The sequence below is a fragment of the Arcticibacter eurypsychrophilus genome, assembly GCF_001730525.1.
Classification (GTDB): domain Bacteria; phylum Bacteroidota; class Bacteroidia; order Sphingobacteriales; family Sphingobacteriaceae; genus Arcticibacter; species Arcticibacter eurypsychrophilus.
In genome coordinates this window covers 216762-237223 of sequence record NZ_MDFN01000001.1, presented here as the reverse complement: position 1 = coordinate 237223, position 20462 = coordinate 216762, and the positions used below count along the sequence as shown (strand labels likewise).

Genomic DNA, 20462 nt, shown 5'->3' with positions numbered 1-20462 from the left:
GTAGTAACTTTGTGATTAATAAAGAGAAAATTTTTAAAATGGAATGCGGGTTGCGATTTCCTGATAAATAAAATAAAGGTTTAATTAATTTGAACGATGAGTAAAGACCAAGAGTTATTAGAAGAACTTGCCAACAGTGAATACGAGTACGGGTTTTCTACTAATATAGATACAGAGATTTTACCTCCGGGTTTGAATGAAGATACGGTACGATTTATTTCAGCTAAGAAGAATGAACCGGCTTGGTTATTGGAATATCGTCTGAAAGCGTTAAAACACTTTTTAACAATGGAGACACCAGACTGGCAGAACTTCAATTTTCCTGATTTGAATTTTCAGGATATCTCCTACTATGCTGCACCTAAGAAAAAGGCTTTGGCAAGTCTGGATGAAGTCGATCCGGAGTTACTGGAGACCTTTGCTAAACTGGGAATCTCTCTTGATGAGCAGAAGATGCTTTCAGGAGTTGCTGTAGATGTTGTTTTCGACAGTGTTTCAGTAGGTACCTCATTTAAAGGTAAGTTGGCCGAGATAGGGGTTATCTTTTGTTCCTTCGGTGAAGCGGTACAAAATCATCCTGAACTGGTTAAGAAATATTTAGGAACCGTTGTGCCTGCTACTGATAATTTGTTTGCTGCACTGAATGCTGCGGTATTTTCCGACGGATCATTTGCTTACATCCCTAAGGGTGTACGTTGCCCAATGGAACTTTCTACTTATTTTCGGATCAATGCCATGAACAGCGGTCAGTTTGAGCGTACCTTGCTTATTGCGGATGAGGGCAGCTATGTAAGTTACCTGGAAGGATGTACTGCACCAAGGCGCGATGAGAATCAGTTGCATGCTGCGGTAGTGGAACTGATTGCAATGGATGATGCTGAGATCAAATATTCTACGGTGCAAAACTGGTATCCAGGCGATAAAGATGGTAAGGGAGGGGTATATAACTTCGTAACCAAAAGAGCTATTGCTAAAGGTAGAAATTCAAAAATATCCTGGACTCAGGTTGAAACCGGTTCTGCCATTACATGGAAATATCCTAGTGTGATTTTAAAGGGTGATAACTCTTCAGGAGAATTCTATTCTGTAGCGCTAACCAGAAACAGACAGATTGCTGATACAGGAACGAAGATGATCCATTTGGGTAAAAATACCAAGAGCCGGATTATATCTAAAGGAATCTCTGCCGGACATAGCCACAACAGCTATCGCGGTTTAGTTTCTATCCATTCGGGTGCAGTTAATTCGCGTAACTTTACGCAGTGTGATTCTTTGCTGATCGGTGATAAATGTGGTGCGCATACATTCCCATATATTGAAGGAAAAAACAGCAGCTCCATTGTAGAACATGAGGCAACTACATCCAAGATTGCGGAAGATCAGATTTTCTATCTGAACCAACGTGGAATTGATAATGAGAAAGCGGTAGCTTTGATCGTGAGTGGTTATGCCAGGGAGGTGCTGAATAAACTTCCAATGGAATTTGCTGTAGAGGCACAGAAATTACTTGCTATCTCACTTGACGGAAGTGTTGGATAGTTTTATTGTTAATTTGGACAAAAACATGCTTAATATAACGAATCTTCATTCTTCGATTGAAGGAAAAAAAATCCTGAAAGGGATTGATCTTAAGGTAAATGCGGGAGAAATTCACGCTATAATGGGTCCTAATGGATCAGGTAAAAGTACTTTGGCTTCTGTTTTAGCTGGAAAGGCTGAATATGAGGTGACTGAAGGAGAGGCTTTTCTAGATGGAAAGAACCTGTTGGAAATGGCTCCTGAAGAACGGGCACGCGAAGGACTATTTCTAGCTTTTCAGTACCCTGTAGAAATACCTGGAGTTTCTAACATTAACTTTTTGAAGACAGCGCTTACTGAAATCCGTGCGCATAGAGGCTTGCCTGAGTTGACTTCTAAAGAGTTTTTGAAGCTTTTAAAAGACAAACAAGAGCTTGTAGAATTAAAATCATCGTTGGTGAACCGTTCATTGAACGAAGGTTTCTCCGGTGGTGAAAAGAAGAGGAATGAAATATTGCAGTTAGCCATGCTGGATCCTAAACTGGCTATTCTGGATGAAACAGATTCCGGATTGGATATTGATGCGCTACGGATCGTGGCAAGTGGTGTAAATAAATTGCGTACTGAAAATAATGCATTTGTTATTATTACTCATTACCAGCGGCTGCTTGATTACATTATTCCTGATTTTGTTCATATTTTATATGATGGACGTATTATTAAATCGGGCACTAAGGAATTAGCGTTGGAACTTGAGGAAAAAGGGTATGACTGGATAACACAACATGAAACAGGGACTGTATAATAATTTTTATAGATACTTAATTGACAGCTTTGATAAGAAGCAGGCTGCTTTAACCTATATTGAATCGGTAAATCTGACAGCAAAGCGGAATGAAGCTTTTTCTATATTTAAGGAAATGGGGTTTCCTACCCGTAAATATGAGGAATGGAAGTTTACCAGTTTATCTGCTGCGCTGAAAGATGAGTTGCAGTTAATGATTGAACATGATCATTCCTTGATCAACACCAACCGGATTCACTCTTTAGACGCGGTTCATTTGGTATTGGTGAACGGGCGTTTTGCTCCGGAACTTTCGGATGCTTTGCCTGAAGGAATTACTTTTTATGATACTCAGGCTACCTTGGCTGAATCCAGGTTTGCAGATAAGATCTCTACGCTGGCAACGGAAGATGATGCGCCTATGCTGGCGTTGAACACCGCTTTTTTTACTGAAGTAAGCGTTTTGCAGATAGCTGCTCATGCAATTGTAGAAAAACCGGTTCATGTATCCCATGTGTTTACAGTGAATGATATCGCTGAATTTGTGCCTTACCGCATGTTGGTGATTGCTGAAAAACACAGTGAAGCCACTATAATTGAAACCTTTCATTCTGATTCGCTGGTACATCCGCTTTTTGTGAGTTATGTATGCGAACAGGAGGTTCATGAATCAGCGGTTCTTCATACCCACATGATCAACACGCTTCCGGAAAATGCCTATTTCGTGCAACATAGAGAGGTTTTTCAATACCGGAACAGTGTGCTGAATAATTCAAATATTGCGCTGAGCGATGTTACTTTATTAAGAAACGACCTGAACTTTCAATTGAAGGATGTAGGTACGGAAACTAATTTAATAGGAGCATACATATTGACCGGTGACCAGCACGTTGATAATCATACTTTGGTAGATCATCAGTCGCCTAATTGTAATACCAACGAAGTATATAAAGGAATTCTGCTTGATACTTCTCACGCTGTATTTAATGGTAAGGTATTTGTGCGTCCCGATGCTCAAAAAACCAATGCTTTTCAGCAGAACAATAATCTTTTGCTGAGTGATCAGGCTACGGTAAACAGTAAACCTCAATTGGAAATATTTGCTGATGATGTGAAATGTTCACATGGATCAACAATAGGTCAGATCAATGAGGATGCTTTGTTTTATCTGCAGACACGTGGTATTGGAGAAGAGGCCGCAAAGAAACTGATTATGCAATCGTTTATATTTGACGTGATTTTGCGTATAAAAATTGAATCGCTGCAGGATTATGTATCCGATTTATTAAACAAAAAACTGAATACAGAGAATCTTACTGTAGTTTAAAAATTGGTACGGATTATTTAAGAATTTATGGAAGCAATTACAGATCGGGTAGAAACCGCGTTTATATATAAGGGAGAGCCCATACGGAATCAATTTCCTGCTTTACATCAATCTGTGTATGGCAAACCGTTGGTATACTTTGATAATGCGGCGACTACACAGAAGCCGAATGCTGTTATTGAGGCTATTACTGCATACTATTCTACGATAAACAGTAATATCCACAGGGGGGTGCATTATTTAAGTCAGCAAGCTACTGATGCTTATGAAGTAACACGGAATAGTGTGGCTTCCTTTATCAATGCGCCTCATTCTCATGAAGTTATTTTTACAAAGGGTACTACAGATGGTATTAACCTGATTGCGGATACGTTTGGATATACGTATCTGAATCCCGGTGATAGCGTGTTGATCTCTGCTATGGAGCATCATTCTAATATCGTACCCTGGCAGATCATCTGCGGAAAAAGGGGAGCGACATTAAAGGTTATACCAATGGATGAGTCTGGTGAGCTGTTACTGGATGAATTTGAACGCCTGCTTGATGATCGTGTGAAGATCGTTGCAGTAACGATGGTATCGAACAGTTTGGGAACAGTTAACCCTGTATCTGAAATTATTAAGATTGCGCATGAAAATAATATTCCTGTTCTAGTGGATGCTGCACAAGCGGTACAACATACTAAGGTTGATGTTCAGGCAATGGATTGCGACTTTTTGGTTTTCTCGGGACATAAAATGTATGGTCCTACCGGGATTGGTATCCTTTATGGTAAGGAAGAGTGGCTGAATAAACTTCCACCTTATCAGGGTGGGGGAGATATGATTAAATCCGTTACTTTTGAAGGTACGGAATATAACGATTTGCCTTTTAAGTTTGAGGCGGGTACGCCCAATATTGAAGCGGCTATCACGCTGAATTCGGCTATTGATTTCATTAATGAAATCGGGCTTGAAAATATTGAACGATATGAAACGGAATTGTATCAATATGCTTTAAATCAATTATTGCAAGTAGAGGGTGTTCGTATAATCGGTACGGCTGCACATCGTTCCGGTGCTATTTCGATGGTTGTTCAAGGTGCTCATCCCTATGATATTGGTGTTTTGCTTGATAAAATGGGTGTAGCTGTTCGTACCGGACATCATTGTACCCAACCGGTTATGGATTTCTTTGAAATACCGGGTACATTGAGGATCTCTTTTGCGGTGTATAATACTAAACAGGAAATAGATGTCTTTATAACTAGTTTAAAAAGGGCGCTTACTATTTTAATTTAAGGATTGATGACTATAAATGAGAAGCAGGATGAACTTGTAGATGAGTTTGAATTTCTGATAGACTGGATTGATAAATACGAATACATCATTACTTCTGCAAAGGAACTGCCTATAATTGATGAAAAATATAAACAAGATCAATATTTGATTAAGGGATGCCAATCCAGAGTGTGGCTCTATCCGGAGACAAGGGATGGAAAGATCTTCTTCACAGCTGATAGTGATGCGATTATATCAAAAGGGCTGGTTAACCTGGTTGTACAGGTGTTGTCAGGGTATACTCCAGCTGAAATTGTAGGAGCTGATGTTTATTTTATCGACCGGATTGGTTTGAAAGAACATCTTTCGCCAACACGTTCAAATGGATTGCTTTCCATGTTGAAACAAATTAAGTTGTATGCACATGCCTATAACTCTTTAAAAGCCTGATGAGATGATAATAAATGATGCGGCGGGAATACAGGATAAGGTAATTGAAAGACTTAAAACGATCTTTGATCCGGAACTTCCTGTGGATATTTATGAGCTTGGTTTGATCTATGAGTTGATTACTTATCCGAATGGGATCATTAAAATAATTATGACTCTTACTGCTCCGGGCTGTCCGGTTGCCGACCAGATTCTTCAGGATGTGGAGCGCGGACTTTCTGTGATAGAAGGAGTTAAGGAGGTGAGGGTGGAAATTACATTTGATCCGCCATGGGACAGAGAGATGATGAGCGAAGAAGCTAAACTGGAGCTTGGATTTTTATAAGCAGTATAAATTTATTTAACCTTCTTTAAACAAGAGGGTTTTTTTATGCAATTTTATTTTTTTTATTTAAAATTTAGCTTCATGTTTTATCGCGAAGGCTTTATTTTTAGAGAGGGGATTTATTTTGGGTTCGTAAAATTGGGTTAAATGTAACATCTAGGGGTATTATTAAAAATACTTGATTTATTTTTAATAAATGTGCTAAAGTTTTGCAAATAATAGAAATAAAAATGTAGATTCGAATTTCAGTTTAGATAATTAAGACAATAACATATTATTTAAGGTAAATTTTAGCGATATATTCAAAAATGGCAACAAAATTAGAGTACATCTGGCTTGATGGTTACAAACCAACACAGAGCCTGCGTAGTAAAACGAAAATTGAAAAGGATTTCAGTGGTAAATTAGAAGATTGCCCTTATTGGAGCTTTGACGGTTCTTCTACCGAGCAGGCGCCAGGAGGTTCATCTGATTGCGTTTTAAAACCAGTTTTCATTTGTCCTGATCCTCAAAGAAAAGAGGCTTATCTTGTTATGTGTGAAGTGTTAACTTCAACTCATGAGCCTCATCCTTCTAATGGTCGTGCAACGATTGAAGATGATGATAATGACTTCTGGTTCGGCTTTGAACAAGAGTATTTCCTTTGGGATCCTGAAACAAGTAAACCACTTGGTTTTCCTGCAGCAGGTTATCCTAGTCCACAGGGTCCTTACTACTGTTCAGTAGGGGCTCAGAATGCCTTCGGAAGAGAGATCGTAGAAGAACATTTAGATGCTTGTTTGGATGCTGGTTTGAATGTTGAAGGTATCAATGCTGAAGTTGCTGCGGGACAGTGGGAGTTTCAGATTTTCGCTAAAGGTGCTAAAGAAGCTGGTGATCAAATCTGGGTTGCCCGTTATTTATTAGAAAGAATTGGTGAAGATTACGGTGTTTCTATCAACTGGCATTGTAAACCTCTTGGCTCTTTGGACTGGAATGGATCAGGAATGCATGCTAACTTCTCTAATACTACGTTGAGAACTGCTGGAAGCAAGGAAACTTACGACATTATTTGTGAAGCTTTCCGTCCGGTGATTAAAGAACATATTGATGTATATGGTGCTGATAACCACTTACGCTTAACAGGTAAACATGAAACTGCGTCTATTATGGACTTCAGCTTCGGTATATCTGATCGTGGCGCATCTATTCGTATTCCTTTATACACGGTAGAAAAAGGATGGAACGGATACTTGGAAGATCGTCGTCCAAACTCTGCTGCAGATCCTTATAAAGTTGCAGCTATTATTATTAAGACAGTAAAATCGGCTAAAGTATAATTAGTTTTTATATATAAAAAAGACCTCTGAAACGTTCAGGGGTTTTTTTTTGTGATTTTTTGTCTTTAATAGTTATTTCGGTTTAATTAACGGAAATTTACTGTTTCAATACTATTTTAATGGAGAAGAACCAGATCATTGACTATTTAAGAGATAAAAATGCAGATTATATCAAGTTTGCATTTGCTGATATCGATGGTATATTGAGGGGTAAGGTGATCCATAAAGATAAATTTATAGCGGGTCTGGATGCTGGATATGGCTTTTGTGATGTCGTATTTGGCTGGGATAGCGCAGATGTTTTAAATACAAATCTGGAGGTAACAGGCTGGCATAGTGGTTATCCGGATAAACTTTGTTTTATAGATCTTTCTACTTTTCGTACGATTCCCTGGCAGCATGATATTCCTTTTTTTATCGCTGATTTTAGTAAAGGTGAAGAAACGGGGCTTTCTGCTTGTCCTCGCGGCCTGTTAAAAAAAATCAGAAGGCAGTGCACTGAAATGGGATTCCATGCTGAGTTTGCACAAGAGTTTGAGTGGTTTAATTTCAAGGAGAATGCACAGACGGTAGTGGATAAAAACTTCCGTAACCTGCAGACTCTGAGTCCGGGAATGTTGGGTTATTCCATCTTGCGACCATCTCAGCATAGTGATTATTTTTATGATCTGGCCGGGCAGCTGGCTAAGTTTAATGTTCCTTTGGAAGGGTTGCATGCGGAAACAGGCCCGGGAGTGTACGAAGCAGCCATTATACATAATGAAGTGCTGGAGGCAGCAGATCAGGCATTATTGTTAAAGTCGTCGGTAAAAGAGATTGCGGGCAACCATGGCCTGCTGGCTTCTTTTATGGCCAAGTGGAATGAAACGCTTCCTGGTTGCAGCGGCCATATTCACCAGAGTCTTTGGGATCGGGACAAGCAGCACAATTTGTTCTATGATGAGCAGGATGTGGACAAGATGAGTGATTTATTTAAGCATTATCTGGCGGGACAGCTTTATTGCATGCCTTATATTATGCCTTTTTATGCGCCTACAATCAATAGTTATAAACGGTTGGTGAAAGGGGCGTGGGCACCGACAACGGTGACCTGGGGGATTGAAAATCGCACTACAGCGTTACGGGTGATCAATCAGAATCATGCATTGACTCGTTTGGAAACGAGGATCCCTGGTTCGGATACGAATCCTTACCTTGCCATGGCTGCTTCTTTGGCTTCCGGTTTATATGGAATTGCGAATAAAATTCCACTTCACATTCCGGCTGTTAAGGGAAATGCTTATGCGCAGATGAATATAGAAAGGCTTCCATCCAGTTTGCATGAGGCAACGTCGATCATGTATAAGTCGCCATTGCCTGCAGAGCTATTTGGTGTAGAGTTTATTAATCATTTTAGCAAAACCCGCTTCTGGGAATGTACGGAACATAGTAAATATGTAAGTGACTGGGAGTTGAGAAGATATTTTGAAAGTATATAAATAAATAGAGCGTATTCATGGACTATTCCAGAATTATTAAAAAGGCATGGAAGGATTATGATCCATCGAAAACTATTGTAAGGATCCAGGACATCAGTGCTATGGTTTCTACTAATCATGTCTTCAGGATTCTTTTTGAGGATGAAGACATTGTGATAGCCAAGCTGTCTTTTTTTGGTAAGTATGAACATTTTAAGGAGGATCATCGGATAATACATGCCTTGGCAAATAACCTGTTGTATCCTTTTGAGAATTTATTGGCCAAGTCTTTATTGAAGAATAACCGGGTATACACGTATCATCATAAAACAGGAAAGGTTGATACCTGGGTGGTCTTTTACAACCCGGCAAGGGTACAAAATCGCTTGCCTAAGCGTTTGGAAGAGCAGCAAATTCGTAAATTGGGACAACAGATTGGTCGCTTTCACCGTGCATGTTCCAGAGTAAGTAAGGTGCTTCCTAAGTCATCAAAGAACTTAAGCACCGATATAAATACCCTGATTAAACAATTGGATACTGCAAAGCTTAAAAAGCAATTTACTGCTGAACAAATAGGGGTCTTGCGTTTTCATTGTGAAAGCTTTTTAAAGAACAGGCTATTATTTAATGCTTTTGCTTTTGAAAGTATTCCTGTGTTTATAGACTGGAATATTGGGAACTTTTCGGTTACTCCAGCGCTAAAGCTTTATTCGCGCTGGGATTATGATTGGTTTAGGATGAGCAGTAGGGTGATGGATTTTTATTTCCTAAGTCGTGTAGTATCCGACGCGGGGGATAAAACGGTATTTAGTTATCTAATCGGTCCACTTACTGAAGACCGGTTCATTATTTTTCTGGAAGAGTATCATAAAATTAATCCGTTAACGGCCATGGAAGTGAGGTTTATCAGGGAGGTATATCGATTTTTTATATTGAATTATGTGATCAAGGATGGAACACATTTCTTCAGTGAGCAATATGCAACGAAGTTGCAGTCTGAAGCCTTTGAGATCTATTTTCCTTCGATAGATCGGGATTTTGATCCGGAAAAGATAATAGAAGCATTGCATATTATTTAAATTAAACTTAAGAATGACTTATCTGAGCGACTTTGAATCCATTATAGAAAAGTATAAAGTAATATTCTTCGACGCATATGGGGTGCTGAGAAATTATAACGGACTGTTTCCAGGTATTGAAAGGACGTTTGCTTTACTGGAGGCTCGACAAAAGGAGTACTATATTGTGACGAACGATGCTTCAAGAAGTCCAAGACAGTTAGCTTCAATATACCATCAAATGGGGCTTCCTTCCATTTCGCATCACCGGATTATTTCATCAGGCATGCTGGCCAGAGAATACCTTGATTTAAAGGTGCATGATGGTATTGTGGCTTATCTGGGAACGAGCAATTCGGCCCATTATATTGAGAGCTCAAGATTGAAAACATTACCGATGAGTTTAATCGATGAGAGTAATATCGATTTGGTTAATGTATTGGTATTTTTGGATGATGAGGGTTTTGACTGGTGCAGTGATTTAAATAAAACTGTTAATTTATTAAGAAAAAGAACTATACCTGTTATTGTAGCGAATGCGGATTATGCCTATCCGGTAAATAAAAATGAGGTTTCTATAGCCATTGGTGGGGTTGCATCGATGATTGAGAATATACTGGGGAGAGAGTTTATCAATTTTGGTAAACCGGATTCGCAGTTATTTATGTTTGCCTATGATCTGGTGCGGAAATCTTCTATGGCTACCAAGAACGATATTTTAATGGTCGGGGATACGCTTTTTACTGATATTCTTGGGGGGAATAAGTTTGGCCTTGATACGGTGCTGGTATTGTCAGGAAATACATTAGCGGCAGATCGGGATGCATTGATTGCGTCTACGGGAATTATACCTACGTATATTTGTGAGTCTGCTGTAGTAGGTTAGGATCTGAAATGGATATGATTTGTGAGTCTGCTTTAGTAGATTAGGATCTGAAATGGAAATGATTTGTGAGTCTGTTTTAGTAGATTAGGATCTGAAATGGAAATGATTCTTGAATAAAAGAGGAGATGGGCATTGACTGAAGTGAACACGAATAAGGCGGTTGTATGCATAAAAAGGGAAAGCTTTATTGGAGCCTTCCCTTTTTACATTTACTATGATTTTTTAATGATTGAATTATGCTTGTTTAACAAATTGTACTTCAGCTAGTAATCTGATATCGTCACTTACAACAATTGATCCTGCTTCAGTAATAGCGCTCCAGGTAAGTCCAAACTCTTTTCTACTGATTTTACCGGATATTGTAAAACCTGCTTTTGTTTGTCCGTAAGGATCAACTACTATTCCGCCAAACTCGGCATTCAGAACAACTGGTTTGGTTACTCCTTTGAGAGTCAGGTCGCCATATATTTTCATATCGTCTCCTGAACCTTCAGTTTTAGTGCTTTTAAAGGATAAAGTTGGGAATTGAACAGCATCAAAAAAGTCTGCAGACTTTAAATGTTCATCACGTTGTTCGTTATTAGTGCTGATTGAACTAATAGTTGCTGTAAATTCACTTTGAGAGCCAGCACTGAAATCTTCTGCCTCAGTAATAGCTGACCCATCAAATTCGTTAAAGTTACCAGTAACCGTAGTGATCATCAAATGTTTAACCTTAAACTGAATTTCACTGTGAGTAGGATCAATTTTCCAATTATTTGCCATGATTTTATTATTATTAATTTTTAGTATTTTTTAGTAATTATCTTTAAACAAAATTAAGGTCCCTGTTGGGAAGTACACTTAACCCAGATTAAGAAAAGTTTTTTATTGTCTGGTTTATTTCAGATTTGCAATCTTCTTTGCTAAAATCCTCACCTCTTTTAGGTGAATGAATCGAATAAATTGCCTCCACATCTCATATTTTCTAGTTTAACTAAGTTTAACTAGAAAGTCTTTTCGTTTATTACTAGCTATAACTATATTTAAACCATGAACTTCCTTTACCCTAAATTTTTAACAGCTGCAGCAGCCTTATTGTGTTTTTTTTCTTCTGTTTATGGTCAGGGAATAAAGGGTGTTATAAGAGCTACGAATGGTGAACCACTACCTTATGCTTCTATCTTTTTAGTAGGAAGTAAATCAGGTACTTCTGCAAATTCAATTGGAGAGTACGAGATTAAGCTGCCTTCGGGAACCTATGCTATCCGGATTCAAAATATTGGTTATGTTTCGCAAGAAAAAGAAGTAGTTATAGGTAGTGATTGGGCAATCCAGGATTTCAGCTTAAAAGTACAAGGGTATCAATTGCAGGAAGTAAGGATAGGAAAGGGTGAAAAAGGTGATTATGCCAATACCATCATCCGGAATGCGATTGCTAAGAGTAAATTTCATCGTTTACAATACACTGATTATCAAATGAAAGTGTATGTTAAAGGAACGGGTGAACTGTTGAAAGCTCCCTTTTTTGTTAAAGGGAAACTAAAGAAGGAGGGTGTTAAATTAAATGAAGCGTATACTTCCGAATCGGTCAGTATGATTAACTTTAGTCAGCCGGATAAGGTTACTGAAAAAGTAATTGCTACCCGCAGCACTGGAGAAGATTCGGGTGTTGGTTCTCCCTCAATGTTCATTGCAGCGACTTTTTATAAGGATAAAGTGGCCAATATTATTTCTCCGTTATCTCGTTCTGCTTTTAATTATTACAGGTTTAAGTATGAGGGAAGTTTCACGGAGGGCAATCATATTATCAATAAAATTCTGGTTATCCCACGTTCAAAGGGGGATAATGTGTTTGAAGGGAGCATTTTTATTATTGAAGACGAATGGGCGATCCATAGCGTTAATTTGAGGACCAGCGTTCTTGGTTTCCCCATACTGGTTAGACAGAATTTCGCAGAAGTTGCCCCTTTGGTATGGTTACCCGTTAATCATCAATATGATTTCTCTGGAAATGTATTGGGTTTTGCCGGGCACTATAAGTACATAGCGGTCTGCAGCCAGTTTAAGGTTACTTTAAATAAGGACTTAATTGCAAAAGCAGAGCTTATGGAGGATAGTAAACCTCTATCCTCATCTGTAGTTGAATTGCCTGTAAGCAATAATGCTAAACTCAGCAGAAAGCAGTTTAGGAAAATGGTGGATCAGGTTGAAAAGGAATCACTGAAACAACAGCGTAATCCGGAAATTATTAAAGAACGTGCAATTACTACTGATTCGTTAGCCAGAAAGAGAGATTCGGTTTATTGGACAAACGAGCGTTCTGTTCCATTGACTACCAAAGAGGTGCAGGGATACCACCGGGATGATTCGCTTGTAAAAGTGGACTCCATAAAGAAATCCTTAAAAGACTCAACCGGGGTAAAAAAACATAAGCTATTTAATCCCCTTGATTTGGTTACAGGAGGGTATTATAAAGTATTCACAAATACTTCAATTAAAATAGATCCCTCCTTTACGCAGTTCTATTTTAATACAATAGAGGGATTTAATGTGAATTTAAGTGGAGAGCTCAAATATGATTTTGATAGTCTCAAGAGATCTTTGTCTTTTGCTCCTGCCTTGCGTTATGGATTTTCAAGTCACACGCTATATTCAAAAGCTACATTGAACTACCGGAAAGAAAATGCAGGTATTGTTACTGATGTTTCTTTATCCAGAGGTCAATTTGTGAGTCAGTTTAATGATGAGGAACCTATCCATCCTTTGGTTAATTCAATAAGCTCCTTATTTGCCAGAAGGAATTATATGAAATTGTATGAGAAGACTTTTCTGAAAGCGGGGTATACCTATAAGCCTTCTGCCTTTTTCTCTATGTCCTTAAATGCTGAATGGGCAAAAAGGTCAGCCTTATATAATCAGTCGGATTATAGCTTTTTTAAATCAGATTCCAGGGATTACACACTTAATATTCCTGTAAATATAACGGATCAAAATACTGATTTTGCTACTCATAATGCATTTATAGCGGATATACAATTAAAATACCGGCCGATTCAAAGTTACCGGACTTACAACGGGAAGAAAATTCCACTATATGAAAGGTCTCCGGAGCTTTTGCTGAACTATAAAAAGGGAATCTCCGGAGTATTAGGAAGTGATGTTGACTTTGATCAGCTTGAGCTGGGTGTTAATCATGGGTTTGAAGCAGGACTAGGTTCAAGATTGAACTTTGAAGTACGGGGAGGGACTTTTCTAAATAGCAAGCAGATGTATTTCATGGATTATAAACATTTTGATGCAAACAGGGTATTTCTGGCAAGTGCAAAACCAGCAGGAACTTTTAGGCTATTGGATTACTATTATTACAGTACAAATGGATCCTATGTTACGGCTAATGTATATTATCAAATAAGGAAGTTATTATTTACGCGGATTCCAGAGGTTAGGCTAGCAGGGTTAAAAGAAAATTTGTTTGGTAATTATTTAAAAACAGAGCGATCTGCAAACTATTATGAGCTGGGTTATTCGCTCGATAATATATTTAGAATTTTCAGGGTTGAAATAGCTACCTCATTTTTGGATAGTCATTATAAAGAATTTGGTTACCGAATTGGAATAGCAACGATGTTTAAGATAACAACAAAATAGAAATAAAGGTCTTTAAACGAAAAAAGCATCCGGAGGAGCCGGATGCTTATACGATATATGATGTTAATTTAATCTTTAGATTACTTTTACATTAACCGCATTTAAACCTTTTTTACCTTGTTCTACTTCGTAGCTTACAGTATCATTCTCACGAATGCTATCGATAAGACCTGAAGAGTGAACGAAGATTTCGCTGCCACCTGAGCTTGGTTTAATGAATCCGAAACCTTTTGTTTCGTTGAAAAATTTTACTGTTCCTTCTTGCATTGTATTTAAATATTAAAGTTGTAAAGATAAGCGAAAAAAAGCAATTTTTGATAAAAGAATAATAATTAATGAAAATATTTTATCCAAATTGCATTTGCGTTACTGCTGTCTTACAGTGGATTGCTCTGAAAAGAGTTTTTTAAGGAATATTTCTATGGCATTCGTGGATAGCTGGCCACTGGGGCCGTTTAAGGTGTAATCAAGTCCATGGGTTCCCCAGGGCAAGCTGAGTAAATAATTAGGGATTCCGAGGTCATTTAGCTTTTTTTGCAGATGAATGCTGTGCTGGTAGGATACTAATACATCATTTTTGCCGTGAATCATCAAGGTGGGTACGCTATTTTTACTCACATAATTCAGGGGGGAGCTTGATTTGTAATTTTCTGGCACCTGTTTATAGGTTCCTCCTAAATAATTTTCCATCACTCTTTGGGAGTTCATAACCCAGGGATTAGCTGGTACGGAATAACCCCAAATCATGTCAGCAGGTCCGTAAAAATCTATAACTCCTTTAATGTCTTTATTTTTGAGTGTGTAGGCTGCTAAGAGTGCAATTTGTGAACCAGCAGATCGACCTAACAAAATAATTGAAGTCGTGTCAATATGAAGTTTATCTGCATTTTTATTAAGATAGGATAATGCGTTTTTTACATCATCCAGTGGAGCGGGACTTTTCCACTGAGATGCTTTTCTATAATTTACAGATGCAACATTATATCCAAGTCTGGCGAGACGCGTGTTTAGTTCGGGCAATTGCTGACTATTTCCGCTACTCCAGGACCCCCCGTGAATGACAACAATGCAGGGTCTCAGACCTGCACTATCAGATTGGTAATAATCAAGAGTTAAGTCCATGTGCTGAATTTTTATGTATTTCAATGTTTGGTAGGAAGATAGATCAGGTTCCCGTGAGGCTAGTTTCCAAAAATTAAATTTATAATTGCTGGAAGTAACAGGGCTTGATTTAAAGGCTTCATCCATTTCAATTCCCAGGTTATCAGCAATTAAATAAGCACGGGCTATTGGAGTACTGAAAATAATCAAAGCAACAATACCCAGAAAGGTACCTAAGGATTTGAACCTTCTTGTAATAGTAACTGATAGGATCAAAATAAATGTGATGCCTACGAAAATTAATGGGAATTCAGTAATTGCAACCGCAGCAAGCCAGAGATGATAGGTGGGCGCGTTAAATAAAGCAAGAAGAGAAAGTAACAAAATAGTTGTAATTAGGCCTAAACGAACCATATAAATGTGAAAAAGTGTTAAACATGACCGGAAACTTTATTGCTCGGTCATAATTGAATATCTTTATGCTCCATATTGTTTAAATAGTTTTAATGAATTCAATTATAAAATTCTTTACGCTTTTGCTTTTCTGTTTAGCAATGCATTTTTCAGCTCTGGCACAAGAAGATAGTGTGAGTCTAAAAACCATCATTGAAAAGGCCGTTGAATATTCAGAACATTACCCGACAGAAAAGGCCCATCTTCATTTTGATAAACCTTATTATGCCGTTGGGGATACCCTCTGGTTTAAAACCTATATATCGAGCAGACTTCAGCAACCATCACCAATTAGTAAAGTAGTGTATGTTGATGTTATAAATGATCGTGATTCTTTGATAGAAACCATGAAGCTTCCTGTTTCAAGTGGTATTGCAAACGGAAATCTGACTTTAGCTCCTATGAACTATGCAGAGGGAAACTATCAGTTCAGGGCATATACCAATTGGATGATGAATTTTGGAGAAGCCTATTTCTTTAATAAAACGATCACTATAGGTAATACACTCAATAAGAAATTATATACCAATATTACGCTTAGAAGTAGTTTTACAGACAAACAAGCGGAGGTAAATGTAAAAGTTCAATTTAAGGATGAAGCTGGCAAACCTTATTCTGATCGGAAGGTAAGCTGGAAAGTAGTATCAAAATTTGAGGATATTAGTAAAGGAAAGGGAGTTACGGATGCGAACGGCTTTATTAATATTTCTGCAACAAATGCGAATAGGGCGCTTTTAAATGCTGGAACACTTGAAACTGACCTTTCTGTGAGTAATGAAAAAACGTTAAGCAGTTCATTTTCGTTGAAATCTACATTGACAACCAATGAGATTCAGTTTCTTCCTGAAGGTGGTGTCGCCCTTATTGGTCTTACCACAAAATTCGCTTTTAAAGCAATTAAATCTGACGGTCTCGGGATTGCGGTAAAAGGAAACATTACTGATAATGAAGGCAAAGAGGTGGTGAAATTCGCCTCTCAGCATCTGGGATTAGGGATGCTCAACTATATTCCTGAACCCAATAAAACATATAAAGCCAATGTGGCATTTGCAGATGGAACAAGTAGTACCTACAATATGCCTGCCGCATTAAAGGAAGGGATCAATATTGCAATTAACGATGTGGATACCGCCAGTTTATCTGTGAGGATTGCTGCAAGTAGCACCTTTGTTGATAATTATAAAAATAAAGCATTTTATATCATTGCACAGAGTTCTGGTGTGGTTTGTTATGCCGCTCAGATAAAACTGCAGAGCCAGATTTATAATGCGTTAATTCCAAAAAACAAGTTTCCAAATGGGATTGTGCAGATAACCCTATTTACCTCATCAGGCATGCCTTTGAGTGAGCGGATCGCATTTATTCAGCATCCTGAAACATTTAAATTAACGTTAACGAGTGATAAACCATCATACCTACCCCGACAAAAGGTAAAGATGACTGTTTCTGCTAAAAATCCACTCAAAGCTTTACCTGGGAGTTATTCCCTCTCAGTAGTTGACGAAAGTAAAGTGCCTTATAATGAAGATGCGGAAACTTCTATATTCAGTAGTATGCTTCTTCGTTCTGATCTTCGTGGTTACATTGAGTTGCCTAATTACTATTTTAATAACCAGGATGATAAAAAAAGAGCTGATCTTGATTTGCTCCTGCTGACACAAGGATACCGTGCCTTTGAATACGAAAATTATTTAAACGACAAATATCCTCCTATTTCTTTCTTGCCCGAACAAGGCATGGAAATAACAGGCACATTGCGAATGATGAATGGAATGCCCGTTATTAAGGGTAATATGCAGTTAAGCATCCCGGATAAGAACATTTCATTAAGCGTACTTACCGATGAAGAGGGTAAGTTTAAGTTTACTAATCTGGTTTTCCCTGATTCTGCCAAAGCGATATTAAGTGCCAGAAATAACCTGAATTCCCGTAATATGATCATTGTTGTGGATGGATCTGCCTTTCCTGCGGTTACTAAAAATACCAACATGGCCGATGCTGTTGTCAATATTGATAGTACCTTGAATCCATACCTGCAAAATAGCAAGCGCCAGTATCGTACGGCTAACTTATTGGATGAAGTGGTTATTGTGGCAAAAAGTACCATAAAAAAGCCAAGTCATGCAGACCATTCTTCTTTGAGCGGATTAAGTATGATGCCCGATCATTTAATATCTGGCGATCGGTTTAAAGATTGTCCTTTCCTTTTGAATTGTCTGAAGACTTCTGCAATGGGGTTGATCTTTGCGGATGAACAGTTCTATGTTAATCGGGACTATAACGCAGGACAGCGTACACCGGTACAAGTCTTTTTAAATGGGATGCCTATTGATGTAAATGGTCTGAGTACAGTTAATTCTTCAGAAGTCGAATCCGTTGAAATCTTTCTAAGGGATGATTTGGGAACTGTAAACCGCCTTTATAATACCAATGGTGTATTAGTTGTCAATACTAAAAAGGTAGAAAAGATTAAATTAAAACCGGGTCAGTTGGCAGACTTGCTCCCTAAAAGTAATGTGATTGACTTTTCGCCTATGGGATATAGAAAAGCTAAACAATTCTATGCTCCCAAATATGAGGGACCTAAAAAAGGTGTAATCACTGCCGATCTGAGAACTACTATTTATTGGAATCCTTTAATAACAACAGATCAATCAGGTAATGCAGTTGTAGAGTATTATAATGCAGATTCAAAAGGAACTTACCGTGCAATAATTGAAGGTATGGATACTGAAGGTAATATTGGCAGATATATATATCGCTACACGATTAAATAGTTAGAAGAACTGTGCATTAAAGTAAGCTTATACGCTACACTAAGAACCGGGTAATAAAAAGTCCTCAAAACCAATCGCATTTATGAGATTGATTTTGAGGACTTTTTATTTATAACGTAATCTCAAAAATGAGAATGACTATACTAGTAAAAGTTATTTTTGAACTCTACCTGATTTTACATCTTTATCACGTCCAATAACATAACCTGTACCTGCGCCGAGAACACCACCAATAATAGCTCCACGTGCATTTTTCTTGTCAACAAGTATACCTGTTACTGCACCAGCACCACCACCTATAAGGGCTCCCTTTGCAGCAGAACTCATCCCTTTCTTCTGTGATTGTGTTGTAGCAGAGCTTGTAGAGGTAGATCTTGATGGATAATTTACGTAACGCACTGTGTTTGTACTCCTCGTACTTCTTCTGGCTGCGGCTGCTAAAACAGCTGCTTGCTCAGCTTCTTTTGCTTCAATTCTTTTTTGCTCTTCGATAGCAGCAGATGCTCGTTGAAAACTATCAAGTTTCAAACTATCCTTCATCATTTTCATGGAATCATTCTTTGCTTTAAGATCAGCCTTAATTTTATCATTTGAGCTACATGCAACAACTATTGATGCAAATGCTAGTATTGTTAATAATTTTTTCATAATCATATAATTCGTAAACATATATGACATAATGATGCCAGAAAGGTTTAATGAAGTATTAAAATAAAGTTATTTTGCTATAGTTAATTGAGGAATAGTCTCTTAACTTAAAATTATTATTTTATTAAACTTTTATTTTGTTTTAAAAATCTTAATCAAAATGTTCTCATTGTACAATAATAATGTAAAATTGTATAGATACCCATACATTATGTAAAAGCGACCGACAATTAGTTTAATTTTATATCATGACCAGAAATTACGATTCAACTTACATGGCCGCACGTTCTGTAGCTGAAACGGTGGAGGCTCATTTTGCTCATCACGTAAGTGCTGCTTCTGAACAAGGCATGCTAAATCTGGCAAAACAACCTCCTGCCTGTTATATTGAAGCAATGATAGATGCTGCATTTTGGGCAAGCTTAAGGAAGGAAGAAGGGAGAAGTCCCCGTATTTCTATTGCTTTCTTAGCTCCTGATCAGGTTACTAAAGCATTACTGTTTGAATCCAGACAACCCCTCACTCCACTTGTTTTAACCAAGCTTGCTCCTGGTGTAGAAAGACCTGGTATTCATCTAGGTGTATGGTATGACGAAGATGGATTGTTTGTTTGGGGTACTACTATAAAATTACCTAACTTCTGTTTTGTACTTGATGTTTCCGAACCAGGCTTGCTGGTTATCAAGCACAGACGTATGTGTGGTTTTGGAAAGTATTCAAACGTCGCTGTTCTTAAAGGTGACCAGATAAAGGTAGTCGACGAATCTTGTGTGCAGTCTTTAGATTGTCCTCCCATCGTAAAAGCTTTACTGGATCTATCCTCTTTTGTTAACCATTCTGTAAACGTATTAATTCAATTGGCTGTTTCCATGAGGGCACATGGTCAGGGTGGAATATTACTCGTCGTTCCTGCAGATAATACTGAATGGAAACATTCTGTGATTCAGCCGATGCAATATGCTGTCAATCCTCCCTTTACCGGCTTAGCCGAAATGGTGTGGAAAGAGGGCATAGATAGAAGTGAAAGTGTTTGGCAGAGTATGCTGAATAAAGAAGTGGACAATATCGGTGGTCTTACCGCAATTGATGGTGCTACAATTTTAAACGACCAGCATGAATTAATTGCATTTGGAGCAAAAATAGGTATAGCAAAAACGAGCGTTCGCATTGAACGTGTCGCTTTAATTGAACCAATTGTAGGGGGAGAAGCAGATACCGTTCATCCGGGGAAGATTGGTGGTACAAGGCACTTGTCCGCAGCTCAATTTGTACATGATCAGCATGACGCTATTGCTTTAGTGGCTTCTCAGGATGGCGTATTTACTATCTTTTCATGGTCACCTTCGGCTAACATTGTACAGGCTCATCGTATAGATACTTTATTATTATAATGATTAGGATAAAAAGAAGTAAAATGTTCGATACCGTGACACAAAGATCTCAAACAATACGTACATACAATAGACGAA

The 20462-nt window shown here is 38.1% G+C and carries 17 protein-coding genes; 13 read left to right on the top strand and 4 right to left on the bottom strand.

The annotated features are described in order from the left end of the window. Positions 1-96: 96 nt before the first annotated feature. The 10 genes from sufB (at position 97) to BFL47_RS00990 (ending at position 10384) form a co-directional block, all read left to right on the top strand. On the top strand, positions 97-1539 hold the full coding sequence (sufB, locus tag BFL47_RS01035; RefSeq protein ID WP_069657929.1) for a Fe-S cluster assembly protein SufB: 1443 nt from the start codon (positions 97-99) through the stop codon (positions 1537-1539). Positions 1540-1564: 25 nt separating this feature from the next. After that, the gene (gene sufC, locus BFL47_RS01030; RefSeq protein ID WP_069658035.1) at positions 1565-2323 is read left to right on the top strand and encodes a Fe-S cluster assembly ATPase SufC; all 759 of its coding nucleotides are present in this window, start codon (positions 1565-1567) and stop codon (positions 2321-2323) included. Further along, the gene (sufD, locus tag BFL47_RS01025; protein ID WP_069657928.1) at positions 2304-3629 is read left to right on the top strand and encodes a Fe-S cluster assembly protein SufD; all 1326 of its coding nucleotides are present in this window, start codon (positions 2304-2306) and stop codon (positions 3627-3629) included. The genes sufC and sufD overlap by 20 nt, the downstream gene beginning before the upstream one ends. A gap of 27 nt (positions 3630-3656) precedes the next feature. Then, positions 3657-4910 (top strand): aminotransferase class V-fold PLP-dependent enzyme, encoded by a 1254-nt coding sequence (locus tag BFL47_RS01020; protein ID WP_069657927.1) that lies wholly within the window; start codon positions 3657-3659, stop codon positions 4908-4910. 6 nt (positions 4911-4916) lie between these two features. Next, positions 4917-5339: a SufE family protein gene (locus BFL47_RS01015; protein ID WP_069657926.1), complete on the top strand. Its 423-nt coding sequence runs from the start codon at positions 4917-4919 to the stop codon at positions 5337-5339. Between the two features lie 4 nt (positions 5340-5343). Next, a complete protein-coding gene (locus tag BFL47_RS01010) occupies positions 5344-5664 on the top strand; it encodes a metal-sulfur cluster assembly factor (protein ID WP_069657925.1) in 321 nt (106 codons plus the stop codon). Positions 5665-5972: 308 nt separating this feature from the next. Beyond that, positions 5973-6983 (top strand): glutamine synthetase beta-grasp domain-containing protein, encoded by a 1011-nt coding sequence (locus BFL47_RS01005; RefSeq protein ID WP_069657924.1) that lies wholly within the window; start codon positions 5973-5975, stop codon positions 6981-6983. A gap of 119 nt (positions 6984-7102) precedes the next feature. Next, entirely contained in the window at positions 7103-8461 is a 1359-nt protein-coding gene (locus tag BFL47_RS01000) for a glutamine synthetase family protein (RefSeq protein WP_069657923.1), read from the top strand. A gap of 17 nt (positions 8462-8478) precedes the next feature. After that, a complete protein-coding gene (locus tag BFL47_RS00995) occupies positions 8479-9519 on the top strand; it encodes an aminoglycoside phosphotransferase/kinase family protein (RefSeq protein ID WP_069657922.1) in 1041 nt (346 codons plus the stop codon). Positions 9520-9532: 13 nt separating this feature from the next. Further along, positions 9533-10384 carry an HAD-IIA family hydrolase gene (locus tag BFL47_RS00990; protein ID WP_069657921.1) on the top strand — a complete coding sequence of 284 codons (852 nt, stop codon included), beginning with the start codon at positions 9533-9535 and terminating at the stop codon, positions 10382-10384. A gap of 234 nt (positions 10385-10618) precedes the next feature. Here BFL47_RS00990 and BFL47_RS00985 read toward each other — a convergent pair whose 3' ends face one another. Next, positions 10619-11149 (bottom strand): YceI family protein, encoded by a 531-nt coding sequence (locus tag BFL47_RS00985; RefSeq protein ID WP_069657920.1) that lies wholly within the window; start codon positions 11147-11149, stop codon positions 10619-10621. A gap of 267 nt (positions 11150-11416) precedes the next feature. Between BFL47_RS00985 and BFL47_RS00980 the strand changes: the two genes are divergently transcribed. Then, the gene (locus BFL47_RS00980) at positions 11417-14014 is read left to right on the top strand and encodes a DUF5686 and carboxypeptidase regulatory-like domain-containing protein (RefSeq protein WP_069657919.1); all 2598 of its coding nucleotides are present in this window, start codon (positions 11417-11419) and stop codon (positions 14012-14014) included. 75 nt (positions 14015-14089) lie between these two features. On the opposite strand, the gene BFL47_RS00975 is transcribed toward BFL47_RS00980, so the two are convergent. After that, entirely contained in the window at positions 14090-14281 is a 192-nt protein-coding gene (locus tag BFL47_RS00975; RefSeq protein WP_016194291.1) for a cold-shock protein, read from the bottom strand. 99 nt (positions 14282-14380) lie between these two features. Continuing rightward, on the bottom strand, positions 14381-15529 hold the full coding sequence (locus tag BFL47_RS00970) for an alpha/beta hydrolase (RefSeq protein ID WP_069657918.1): 1149 nt from the start codon (positions 15527-15529) through the stop codon (positions 14381-14383). 92 nt (positions 15530-15621) lie between these two features. Here BFL47_RS00970 and BFL47_RS00965 point away from each other — a divergent pair, with 92 nt between their 5' ends. After that, on the top strand, positions 15622-18345 hold the full coding sequence (locus tag BFL47_RS00965) for an Ig-like domain-containing protein (RefSeq protein ID WP_069657917.1): 2724 nt from the start codon (positions 15622-15624) through the stop codon (positions 18343-18345). Positions 18346-18498: 153 nt separating this feature from the next. Here the strand turns inward: BFL47_RS00965 and BFL47_RS00960 are convergent, their stop codons facing one another. After that, a complete protein-coding gene (locus BFL47_RS00960) occupies positions 18499-18993 on the bottom strand; it encodes a YMGG-like glycine zipper-containing protein (protein ID WP_069658034.1) in 495 nt (164 codons plus the stop codon). 248 nt (positions 18994-19241) lie between these two features. On the opposite strand from BFL47_RS00960, the gene BFL47_RS00955 reads away from it, so the two are divergent. After that, complete coding sequence (locus tag BFL47_RS00955) at positions 19242-20384, top strand: putative sensor domain DACNV-containing protein (RefSeq protein WP_069657916.1); 1143 nt, start codon at positions 19242-19244, stop codon at positions 20382-20384. Positions 20385-20462 lie beyond the last annotated feature (78 nt).

What these genes read in the sequence shown, in the direction of transcription:
- sufB (WP_069657929.1), top strand. Translation starts at nt 97, where the DNA reads ATGAGTAAAGACCAAGAGTTATTAGAAGAACTTGCCAACAGTGAATAC.
- sufC (WP_069658035.1), top strand. Translation starts at nt 1,565, where the DNA reads ATGCTTAATATAACGAATCTTCATTCTTCGATTGAAGGAAAAAAAATC.
- sufD (WP_069657928.1), top strand. Translation starts at nt 2,304, where the DNA reads ATGAAACAGGGACTGTATAATAATTTTTATAGATACTTAATTGACAGC.
- BFL47_RS01020 (WP_069657927.1), top strand. Translation starts at nt 3,657, where the DNA reads ATGGAAGCAATTACAGATCGGGTAGAAACCGCGTTTATATATAAGGGA.
- BFL47_RS01015 (WP_069657926.1), top strand. Translation starts at nt 4,917, where the DNA reads ATGACTATAAATGAGAAGCAGGATGAACTTGTAGATGAGTTTGAATTT.
- BFL47_RS01010 (WP_069657925.1), top strand. Translation starts at nt 5,344, where the DNA reads ATGATAATAAATGATGCGGCGGGAATACAGGATAAGGTAATTGAAAGA.
- BFL47_RS01005 (WP_069657924.1), top strand. Translation starts at nt 5,973, where the DNA reads ATGGCAACAAAATTAGAGTACATCTGGCTTGATGGTTACAAACCAACA.
- BFL47_RS01000 (WP_069657923.1), top strand. Translation starts at nt 7,103, where the DNA reads ATGGAGAAGAACCAGATCATTGACTATTTAAGAGATAAAAATGCAGAT.
- BFL47_RS00995 (WP_069657922.1), top strand. Translation starts at nt 8,479, where the DNA reads ATGGACTATTCCAGAATTATTAAAAAGGCATGGAAGGATTATGATCCA.
- BFL47_RS00990 (WP_069657921.1), top strand. Translation starts at nt 9,533, where the DNA reads ATGACTTATCTGAGCGACTTTGAATCCATTATAGAAAAGTATAAAGTA.
- BFL47_RS00985 (WP_069657920.1), bottom strand. Translation starts at nt 11,149, where the DNA reads ATGGCAAATAATTGGAAAATTGATCCTACTCACAGTGAAATTCAGTTT.
- BFL47_RS00980 (WP_069657919.1), top strand. Translation starts at nt 11,417, where the DNA reads ATGAACTTCCTTTACCCTAAATTTTTAACAGCTGCAGCAGCCTTATTG.
- BFL47_RS00975 (WP_016194291.1), bottom strand. Translation starts at nt 14,281, where the DNA reads ATGCAAGAAGGAACAGTAAAATTTTTCAACGAAACAAAAGGTTTCGGA.
- BFL47_RS00970 (WP_069657918.1), bottom strand. Translation starts at nt 15,529, where the DNA reads ATGGTTCGTTTAGGCCTAATTACAACTATTTTGTTACTTTCTCTTCTT.
- BFL47_RS00965 (WP_069657917.1), top strand. Translation starts at nt 15,622, where the DNA reads ATGAATTCAATTATAAAATTCTTTACGCTTTTGCTTTTCTGTTTAGCA.
- BFL47_RS00960 (WP_069658034.1), bottom strand. Translation starts at nt 18,993, where the DNA reads ATGAAAAAATTATTAACAATACTAGCATTTGCATCAATAGTTGTTGCA.
- BFL47_RS00955 (WP_069657916.1), top strand. Translation starts at nt 19,242, where the DNA reads ATGACCAGAAATTACGATTCAACTTACATGGCCGCACGTTCTGTAGCT.